10 protein-coding genes and 2 pseudogenes are annotated in these 9303 nt (G+C 71.5%); all 12 read left to right on the top strand.

The window, feature by feature from the left end; all coding sequences use genetic code 11:
- The first annotated feature begins 922 nt into the window (after positions 1-922).
- A complete protein-coding gene (locus tag PSH25_RS21605) occupies positions 923-1462 on the top strand; it encodes a hypothetical protein (RefSeq protein WP_372492824.1) in 540 nt (179 codons plus the stop codon).
- Positions 1456-2385: a hypothetical protein gene (locus PSH25_RS21600; protein ID WP_372492823.1), complete on the top strand. Its 930-nt coding sequence runs from the start codon at positions 1456-1458 to the stop codon at positions 2383-2385. Before PSH25_RS21605 ends, PSH25_RS21600 begins: the two co-directional genes overlap by 7 nt.
- Positions 2382-3041: an SAF domain-containing protein gene (locus PSH25_RS21595; RefSeq protein WP_238660806.1), complete on the top strand. Its 660-nt coding sequence runs from the start codon at positions 2382-2384 to the stop codon at positions 3039-3041. Before PSH25_RS21600 ends, PSH25_RS21595 begins: the two co-directional genes overlap by 4 nt.
- A gap of 2 nt (positions 3042-3043) precedes the next feature.
- On the top strand, positions 3044-3844 hold the full coding sequence (locus tag PSH25_RS21590) for a CpaE/TadZ family protein (RefSeq protein WP_238660805.1): 801 nt from the start codon (positions 3044-3046) through the stop codon (positions 3842-3844).
- Complete coding sequence (locus tag PSH25_RS21585) at positions 3834-5375, top strand: TadA family conjugal transfer-associated ATPase (RefSeq protein WP_238660804.1); 1542 nt, start codon at positions 3834-3836, stop codon at positions 5373-5375. The genes PSH25_RS21590 and PSH25_RS21585 overlap by 11 nt, the downstream gene beginning before the upstream one ends.
- Positions 5336-6282 (top strand): annotated as a pseudogene (locus PSH25_RS21580) (type II secretion system F family protein). The gene PSH25_RS21585 and the pseudogene PSH25_RS21580 overlap by 40 nt, the downstream one beginning before the upstream one ends.
- A 105-nt stretch (positions 6283-6387) precedes the next feature.
- Positions 6388-7257, top strand: a complete 870-nt coding sequence (locus tag PSH25_RS21575) for a type II secretion system F family protein (RefSeq protein ID WP_238660807.1) — start codon at positions 6388-6390, stop codon at positions 7255-7257.
- Positions 7258-7280: 23 nt separating this feature from the next.
- Positions 7281-7481: a hypothetical protein gene (locus PSH25_RS21570; RefSeq protein ID WP_238660802.1), complete on the top strand. Its 201-nt coding sequence runs from the start codon at positions 7281-7283 to the stop codon at positions 7479-7481.
- 8 nt (positions 7482-7489) lie between these two features.
- The gene (locus tag PSH25_RS21565) at positions 7490-7933 is read left to right on the top strand and encodes a TadE family protein (RefSeq protein WP_238660801.1); all 444 of its coding nucleotides are present in this window, start codon (positions 7490-7492) and stop codon (positions 7931-7933) included.
- Positions 7930-8397 (top strand): TadE/TadG family type IV pilus assembly protein, encoded by a 468-nt coding sequence (locus PSH25_RS21560; protein ID WP_238660800.1) that lies wholly within the window; start codon positions 7930-7932, stop codon positions 8395-8397. The genes PSH25_RS21565 and PSH25_RS21560 overlap by 4 nt, the downstream gene beginning before the upstream one ends.
- Positions 8394-8843: a pilus assembly protein TadG-related protein gene (locus tag PSH25_RS21555; protein WP_238660799.1), complete on the top strand. Its 450-nt coding sequence runs from the start codon at positions 8394-8396 to the stop codon at positions 8841-8843. Before PSH25_RS21560 ends, PSH25_RS21555 begins: the two co-directional genes overlap by 4 nt.
- Positions 8844-8857: 14 nt before the next feature.
- Positions 8858-9303, top strand: a pseudogene (locus PSH25_RS21550) (LysM peptidoglycan-binding domain-containing protein); the annotation flags it as partial.

Raw genomic sequence — 9303 nt, 5'->3', positions numbered from 1 at the left:
AGCGCCGGCCAGGGTCGGGCCAGGCCAACCGGCACGCCGCAGGCGTCGCAGCCGGTCCGGCTCGGCAGGCCCGGGGGTACGGCGTAGCGCAGTGCGGCCAACCGCATCAGCGGGCTGATCGCGAGCATCGCGAACACGGTCGAAACCCGGGTGCGCGCCACCGCCGGAACGAGCCCCGCTGCCCGCTTGGGCAGCGAAGAGGGCGTTGCCCGACGGACGGATTCGGTCGTGGCGCCGGACGGTGGTGGTGCCGGGCTCCGATCGGGCGGGTTTTCCCGACCGGGGACGGCCGCCGGGGGGCCGGTCAGCGCCATGTCGCCTCCAGTACGGCCGAACACTCCCCGGCACTAACGAACACGGACCGTGATCGAGCAATCGCTTCGGTGTAGCGGATGGCGCAGAAAGAGACCTGCCGACCGAAGCCCGCGGAGGTGCTCTGGACCGCTCGAGAGTCGGAAAAGGCGGTCCGCCGAGCGACCGGCAAGGCCGTTCGAATGCCGGGATGAGGCCACGATGTCCCACTCCCGAGACCGGTGGCGAGACTCCGGTGAGCCCATCCGACCCGGTACCGGCCCATCAATAACGACCTTTCGCTCGACCATTGCTCGGGGCGCAGTGCGGACACCCGCCACCACCACCTGTCATCACCCAGAGTGTTCACTTGAATTGCCTCTGTTGCATCGGCGAGCGTCAGCCTATGCTCGCCCCTTGGGTGTGACGCAAGCCTCACCTTCACCATCGGACGACACAGGACCCCGAATTCGCAAAAGATCCGTAACGGTGAATGCAGAAGCGCAATGAACGGCTCCGGATGTGCTGATCCGGGCGCGCTTCCGCATGCCCGACGGCGGTGAACCGTCACCGCCCCGGGCGACCACGAGGAGGCTCGACGGTGCGCGGACGGCAGCTCAGGAGAGCGGCAATCTGCCTGCTGGCGGTCGTGGCGGCGGCGATGCCGGCCACCGCCTGCGCCAGCGGACGGGAAGCGGTCGAACGGCCAACGGTGGACCGCGACGACGATCACCGCATCGATCCCGACGTCGAGCGGCGCGCTGCCGAAAAGGCGGCACTTGACGCGTACTCCGGGTATCTCGCGGCCTCGCGCACCGCGGGCCTGCGCAGTGATCCACGCGCGCCGGAACTGTCCCGGTTTCTCGCTGATCCACTTCTCACTCGGGTCCAATTGTCCATTCGCGACGCTAAGGAGCACGGCGCTATGCGTACCGGGACGTTGAAGTCCGACCCGACCGTGACCGCCGTCAGCCTGGACGCGAAACCGGCCACCGTGGACATCCAGGACTGCCTGGACACGACCGGCTATCGGCTGGTCTACGCGAAGGACAAGCGCCCGGTCCCGGGCAGTGGCGGTGGCAGACACCTCTCCACCGCCACCGCGACCCGCTATCCCGACGGCCGCTGGCTGATCAACTCTGGTACGACGCACCGGGACCAGCCGTGCTGACCCACGGCGGAAAGGGTGCCCGACGAGCGCTCGCCGGGATCGGCCTCGCACTCCTGCTGGTGGTTGGCGCGACCCTGCCGGCCTCCGCCGCTCGACGCGCCGACCCGGGGGCGGGCTGCCCGCCCGCCCAACCGGACTGCAGCGTCTGGGACGACGAGCCCGGTAACCCTGGCGATCCCGGCGGTGGCGGAGACGACGATGAGGATGATGGTGGCGGCGGCGGTGGCGGCGATGTCTGTCGGTGGGACGGACGAATCATCGCCTGTTACGACGAGTTCCTGGGTTGGTTCAACAGCGCTGACGGCTGCTACTACAAGCTGGAGCAGCCGCAGCCCGAGGCCCCCGAGGGTCAGCAGTGGTACGTGAAGACGTGCAACGGCGGCGACCTGGGCAGCCAGAGCGAGGTGCTGCTGGACGATCCGCCGGCCGGCTTCGGCGCACCGCCCAACCCGGAGGAGCTGGCCCGTCGCGCCCTGGCGTCGATCAGTCTGCTGCCGGCCCCGTTGGGCGTCGCGCCCCGCAAGCGCGTCGGCCCCGGCCTGGTCGGCCTGCCGGTGTGGATGTGGTCCGAGAAGAAGACCGACTACTTCGGCCCGATCCACGCCGAGGAAACGGACCGGGGCCTGCGAGTCGAGATCACGGCCGAGGTCACCCGGATCGTCTGGGACATGGGCAACGGAGACACGGTCACCTGCCCCGATGAAGGCACCAAGTACGAGCCGACAGGCGACCGGGCGGGCAGGACCTCCCCGGACTGCGGCTACGACAAGGGCTACCAGAAGGCCGGCACCTACCAGGTCACCGCCACCACCTACTGGACGGTGACCTGGCGCGGCGGTGGCCAGAGCGGAGAAATCCTGGTGACCCGAAACAGCGGCATCGTTCCGATCCAGATCAACGAACTCCAGGTGGTCACCAGATGAGCCTCGCGACGCGCAACGGGACCCCGTCGCTGGACGCGCCCGTCAACCCGCCCACGGTGGTCCGACAGCGCCGGGTACGCCCAGGGTTGCTCGGTCTCGCAGTGCTCCTGATCGCCCTGGGCGGGCTGGGCGCGGCGTTCGCGGTCACCTCCGTACGGGCCACCGGTAGCTATCTGGCGGTGGCCCGACCGGTGGAGGTGGGCCGCGAGATCAGTGCAGCCGACCTGGTCACCGTGCAGGTCGCCGGCGGCCAGGGGCTACGCCCGGTGCCCGCCGGACGGCTCGACGAGGTGGTCGGGAAACGGGCCGCGGTCGCGCTGCTTCCGGGCACGCTGCTCACCCTGGGACAGGTCACCGACGATCCGCTGCTCGGCCCCGGTCAGCAGCAGATCGCGCTCGGCCTGAAGACCGCCCAGGTGCCGGCCCGCGAACTGCACCCCGGCGACAAGGTCCTGCTGGTCAGCACTCCGGACAACAATGCCAACGGGGACACGGCCGCCGCCGGCACCCGGTTCGCGGCCACCGTCATCGACATGGTCAGCCCGGCCAACGACGACAAGGTCCTGTACCTGGCGCTGCTCACCCGTGATGTGCCGGCAGTGGTGGCGCTCGCCGCACAGGAACGACTCGCCGTCGTGCTGACCGAGGCGGCCTGAGCATGGCAATCATCGCGCTGGTGTCCGCGAAGGGTTCGCCCGGCGTCACGACCTCGGCGCTGGCCTGCGCGCTGGCCTGGCACCGACGGCTGGTGGTCGCCGAATGTGACCCGGCTGGCGGCTCGATCCTCGCCGGATACCTCGGCGGTCAACTGGACGGCCCGCGCGGCATCGGAGAGCTGGCCGTCGGGGAGTTGCGTGACGGCAACCTGGAGACCGCGTTCTGGTCGCAGCTGGTCGACCTGGACGCACCCCGCCGGGAACGGCTCCTGCTGCCCGGTCTTGTCGACCCGGCTCAGAGCGGCAGCGTCACCCCGCTCTGGCAGCGCTTCGCCGACTACTTCGACGCCCTCGACCGCGGCACCCCCGGCTACGACGTCCTGGTCGACTGTGGCCGACTGCACGTGACCGGGCCGCCGTGGCCGGTGCTGCGGGCCGCCTCGGTGGTGCTGTTGGTGACCCGGGCGCACCTGCCGGATCTCTCCGGCACCCGCGCGGTGGTCACCGCGATCGAACGGGACTTCGTCGAGCACCGGGTGCCCCCGGGCACTCTGCGGCTGCTGCTGGTCGGCGGCGGGCACGGACGAGCCGAGATCAGCCGCGCCCTGAAACTGCCGGTCATCGCACGGCTGCCGCACGATCCGCGTACCGCCGGGGTGCTCGCCCTGGGCGGGACCGTTCGGGCCGGACGGCCGCTGATGCGCGCGGCGGCGGCGCTGGAGGTCCCGATCGGGGCGCTCCTGGAGCGGCGACGGGCCCGGTTGGCGTGGCCCGTGCAGCAGGGAGTGCCGGATGCGGTTTGAGCCGGTCTCCACCGATCCGCGCCAACAGCCACCGGGCGTGACCTCGACCGCGCCACCGCTGGCCGTACCGAACGGCCGGCACCACCAGTCCGGGACGCAGCCGCAGCCGATGCCCCCGGCCACCCCGCCGCCGGAGTCACCGCCCCGACCCCGGATGGACTTCCAGGTGGTCCGGGAGCTGCGTCGGGAACTCACCGAACGGCTCACCCTCTGGCAGCGCGGCCGGGAGTTCACCGTCGACGAGGAGGACACCGAGCGGGCCCGACTCGCCGTCACGGTGGTCGCCGCGTACGCGGACTCGGTGCGCCGGGCCGGCACGCCGATGGCTGCCGGCGACGAACGGTTGCTGCTCGACCAGGTGACCGCCGAGCTGGTCGGGCTGGGCCGGCTACAGACGCTGCTGGTCGACAACACCATCGAGGAGGTGCACATCCTCGGCTGCGACCAGGTACGCATCACCCGGCACGGCGGTGGGGTGGACTGGGCCGAGCCGATCGCCGACAGCGACGCCGAGCTGGTGGAGATCCTCCAGGCGGCGGCCCGCCGGGCGGGCGCCACCGAGCGGTCCCTCTCCACCGTGAAGCCCACCCTCGACCTGCAACTGCCCGACGGCAGCCGGCTGGCCGCGGTGTTCCTGGTCAGCCACCGCCCGTACGCGGTGATCCGCAAGCACAACACCCTGGACGTGAGCCTCGACGACCTCGCGGGCGCCCGAGGTGACCTGGACGAGATGATCGACCCGCTGCTGCGCGACTTCCTCCGCGCGGCGATGCGCGCCGGTCTGAACATCATGGTCGCCGGGTTGGCCGGCGCCGGAAAGACCACTGTCATCCGGGCGCTGATGAACGAGATCCCGCAGGACGAGCCGTACGTGCTCCTGGAGGAGAGTCGGGAGCTGCTCCCGGCCCGCCGCCGGGAGCGGCACCGGGCGGTGATGAGCTTCGAGGCCCGGGAGGGTCACGGCGAACGCGGCTTCGACGGTCGCCCGGCCGGCGAGGTGACCATCGCCGACCTGATCCCGCTGTCACTGCGGATGGGCGTGCTGCGGATCATCGTGGGCGAGGTGCGGTCCCGGGAGATCGTGCCGATGCTCCAGGCGATGACCACCAGCCGGGGGTCGATGTGCACCATCCACGCCCGTAGCGCCGCCGGGGTGGGTGAACGGATCGTCGAGCTGGCCCTGGCACACGGCCGCGAGATGACCGTCGACCAGGCCCGCCGGATGGCCGGCAACGCGCTCGACCTGATCGTCTACGTCACCATCGAGGACGAGACTGCGATCGGCGGGCGGAAACACCGGTTCGTCTCGCATGTGGAGGAGGTGATCGGGGCCGGCGAAGCCGGTCGGATCACCACCACCACGGTCTTCGGGCCGGGCCCGGACGGTCGTGCCGTCCCCCGGCACCTGCCGGAGCGGGTCCGCGACCAGTTGCTGCGGGTGGGTTACGACGCGCGGTTGCTGACCCGGTGGGTCGAGGCCGGTGCCGGCGCCTGGCGGCGGCCTCGGCAGACCCGACTGGCCCGGCGGTGACCTGATGCTCGGCAGCCTGGAGTTGATCGCGGTGGTCTCCGGGGCCGCCTGTGTGGCCGGGTTGCTGCTGGCCGTGGTCGCGCTGGTCGGCACCCGTAGACCTCCCGGGCGGCGCCCGGGCAGCGGGCCGGGGCTGAGCCGACTGTGGCGCGGGCCGGGCAGCACTCCGGCCGAGCAGCGGGCCTACCAGGCACTGCTGGTCGCCGCGCTGGTCGCCGGCGCGTTGGCGTTCCTGTTGACCGGGCTGCCGGTGGTGGGCCTGCTGGTGGCGGTGGCGGTGCCCGGCACCCCGTGGCTGTTCGGGGTGGGCAAGGCCGAACAGCGGGCGATCGCCCGGATCGAGGCGGTCGGCGAGTGGACCCGCCGACTCAAGGACGTCTCCGGCACCGGGCAGGGCCTCCAGCAGGCGATCATCGGCACGATCGGCAGCGTGCCGCCGGGCGTCGAGGACGAGGTACGGCTGCTCGCCGCCCGACTGCAGGCCGGCTGGATGGCCCGCTCCGCGCTGCTGGCGTTCGCCGACGAGATCGCCGACCCGGTCTGCGACCAGGTGGTCGCGGCGCTGATCCTGCACCTGTCCGACCGGGGTGAGCGGCTGGGTGACGTGCTCGGTTCGATCGCCGGCGCGGCGTCCGCGGAGGTGGCCACCCGTCGGGAGATCGAGGCCAAGCGCACCCAACCCCGGTTCGCGGTCCGCTTCCTCACCGGGATGACGCTGGCAACCCTGGCGTACGGGCTGGTCAACGCCGAGTACATCAGGCCGTACGGCACGCCCGTGGGCCAGCTGGTGATGGCCGGCCTCGGCACCGCCTTCATCGGTCTGCTGGCCTGGGTGCGGTCGATGAGCCAGCCGCAACGGCCGGCCCGGTTCCTGCCGGCGCCCGACCCGAGCGAGGTGATCGCGTGAGCGCGCAGCAGAGCCCGGCAGTCGCGAACGAAAGGCCAGCCCCGTGAGCGCGAGGAGTGCAGCGCAGCGGAGCCCCGCGGTCGCGAACGAAGGGCGGCTCCCGTGATCGTGAACTGGCAGTTGGCCATCGCGGTCTGCGGTGGTGCCGCTGTCGGCCTGGGTGTGTTCCTGGTGGTCCGAGAGCTGGTGCCGGCGACACCGGCGCTCGGGCCGGCGCTGCGCCGACTGCACCAGCCGCCGGGCACCGGCCGGCTGGCCACGCCCGCGTCCCGCCGACTCGACTGGCTGACCGGGATGTCCCGCTGGTTGCGGCCGCCGCAGATGCAGCTCGCCCTGATCGGTCAGACCTCCGAGCAGTACGCCCTGTCGGTGTTGCTGTCCGCGCTGATCGGGTTGGCCACGCCGACGCTGCTCGGGGCGGCGCTGTGGGTGCTCGGCATCTCGTTCCCGCTTGTCGTGCCGGTGCTTGGCAGTCTCGGCCTGGCGCTGCTGGCCGGCCTGCTGGCGCACCGCGCCGTGCTGACCAAGGCCAACGCCGCCCGCGAAGAGTTCCGCCAGGCGGTCTGCACCTACCTCGACCTGGTGGCGTTGCAGCTCTCCGCCGCGCACGGGCCGGTGCAGTCGCTGGAGCGGGCGGCGGCGGTCTGTGACGGGTGGGTGTTCGACCGACTCCAGGAGTCGCTGCGAATCGCCCAGATGCAGATGCACGCGCCCTGGGACGAGCTGCGCGACCTCGCCGACAAGATCGGCATTCCGGAGTTGGGCGACGTCGGCGCGATCATGCGCTCCTCGGGCAGCGAGGGCGCGCAGGTGCACGAGACCCTGCGCAGCCGCGCCGACTCGCTACGCGACCAGATCCGCACCGACAACCTCGGCCGCGCCGAGGCAGTGACCAGCAAGCTCGACATTCCGGGCGCACTGCTCGTCTTCGTGCTGCTCGGGTTCGTCCTCTATCCGTTCATCGCCCGTGTCTGACCCCTCATCTGAAGGAGTACGCCATGTCCATCCTCAGCTACCTGCACGTCGTGCTGACGACGCGCCTAGCCGAGCTGCGCCGCGACGGTGAGCGTGGCGACAGCCCGGTGCCCACCGCGGTGATCATCGCCGGCCTGGTCGCCGTCGCCATGGCTGTCACCGCTGCGGCCCTGATCAAGGCCAACAACTGGATGACCGGCATCCCGAACCACACGAACCCGTAGTAGCTGACATGCGTCGAGCCGCGTACCCGAGGTGGCGCCGAGCGGTCACGGCCGCCCGGCGCCGCCTCGCGGCCGGCGACCGGGAGCGGGGGGCCAACCCGGTGGAACTCGCCGTGATGATGCCGCTGATCCTGGTGCTGCTCTTCGCCTCGATCCAGGTAGCGGCCGTCTTCCTCGCCCGCTCCACCGCGTTGAACGCCGCGCAGAGCGGCGTCAACGCGCAGCGGACCTACGAGGCGAGCAGCGGCGCCGGGGTGGACAGCGCATCCCGCTTCCTGAAGGCCGCCGGCGGTTGGTTGGTGGGCTGGGACAAGGCCGGCCCGACCTGCGTGACGACCACGACCGATGTGACCTGCACGGTGAGCGGCCGGTCCCTGTCAGTGGTGCCGGGCGTGGACTTCGCGATACAGCAGACCGCCCACGGAACGGTGGAGAGGGTGACCCCGCCATGACCCGTACCGCCGAGCGGGGCTCTGTCTCCATCGAGGTGGCGGTGCTGGCGCCCGCGTTCATCGCGCTGATGGTGCTGGCCGGTGTGGTCGGGCGCAGCGCGGTCGCCGCGGAGGCGCTCGACGCGGCCGCCCACGACGCCGCCCGGGCGGCCTCGATCTCCCGAAACTCCGACGCCGCCCGAAAGAACGCGCGGGAGGCTGCCCAGAAGCAGCTGGACTGGCACGGCCTGGCCTGCTCCAACGACCTGGACCCGACGTTCACCGGCTCGAAGGCCGGCAGTGACTCCAGCTTCGACGACGCCTTCAGCAGCGCCGTCGGTACGGACGCCACGGTGACGGTGACGATCAGCTGCGTGGTGTCCTTCCAGGACATCACCCTCGACATCCTGCCCGGGATGATGAGTGAACGGCTGGTCACCGCGCAGTTCACCTCCCCACTCGACCGTTACCGGAGCCGGCAATGACGGCCAGCCCGTCGGCCGTCTGGTCCTCGCCGGCAGGTGAGCACGGCCGGGTGAGCATCTTCCTCGCGGTGACGATGGTCGGCGTACTGACCATCATCGGTCTCTCCTTCGACGGCGCCGGGCAGCTCCGCACCCTGCAACGCGCCCAGAACCTGGCCGCCGAGGCGGCCCGGGCCGGCGGTCAGGCCATCGACCGGGCCACCGCCATCGAGGGCGGGCCGAAACGGATTAACGAGCCGGCGGCCCGGGTGGCGGTCGCCAACTACCTAGCGGCCGTGAACACCGCCGGCCACACCGTGAACTTCCCCGAGGTCGACGGGGAGACCCTGATCCGGGTGACCGTCTCCATCACCTACCAGCGCTCGATGATCGGACCGTTCGTCCAGGACAAGACGGTCACCGTCACCGGCGAGGCGACCGCGCGTGCCATCACCGCAACACCGTAGGAAGGAAGGCAGCCATGCCCGTATCGGGTGGGTCCGTCGTACGGCGGACCGGACGGATCCTCACCGGCATCGGCGCGCTGGCCGTGCTCCTGGTGCTGCTGGTCGGCGCGCCGATCGCGCTGCTCGCCTTCGCCGGTAACCCCCTGCCCGATCACCTTCCCACGATCAGCGAGGTGGACACCGCGCTGACCAGCCGGGACGACGGTCAGCTCTTCCTGCGGGCGCTGGCCGTTGCCGGTTGGTTCGGCTGGGCCACGTTCGCCTTCTCCGTCCTCGTCGAGTTGGGTGCGCAGACCCTGCGCCGGCCGGCGCCGAAGCTGCGCGGGATGGGTCGGCAGCAGAAGGCAGCCGCCGCGCTGGTCGGCTCGGTTGCGCTGATCCTGGTCGCCAGCCCGGCCGCCGCCAGCGCCGCGGCGGTCTACGGCGCCCCGGCGTACGCGAGTCCCAGCGCACCGGCCGT

This window comes from Micromonospora foliorum (assembly GCF_022229015.1).
Classification (GTDB): domain Bacteria; phylum Actinomycetota; class Actinomycetes; order Mycobacteriales; family Micromonosporaceae; genus Micromonospora; species Micromonospora foliorum.
This window is presented reverse-complemented; position numbering and strand designations above follow the sequence as displayed.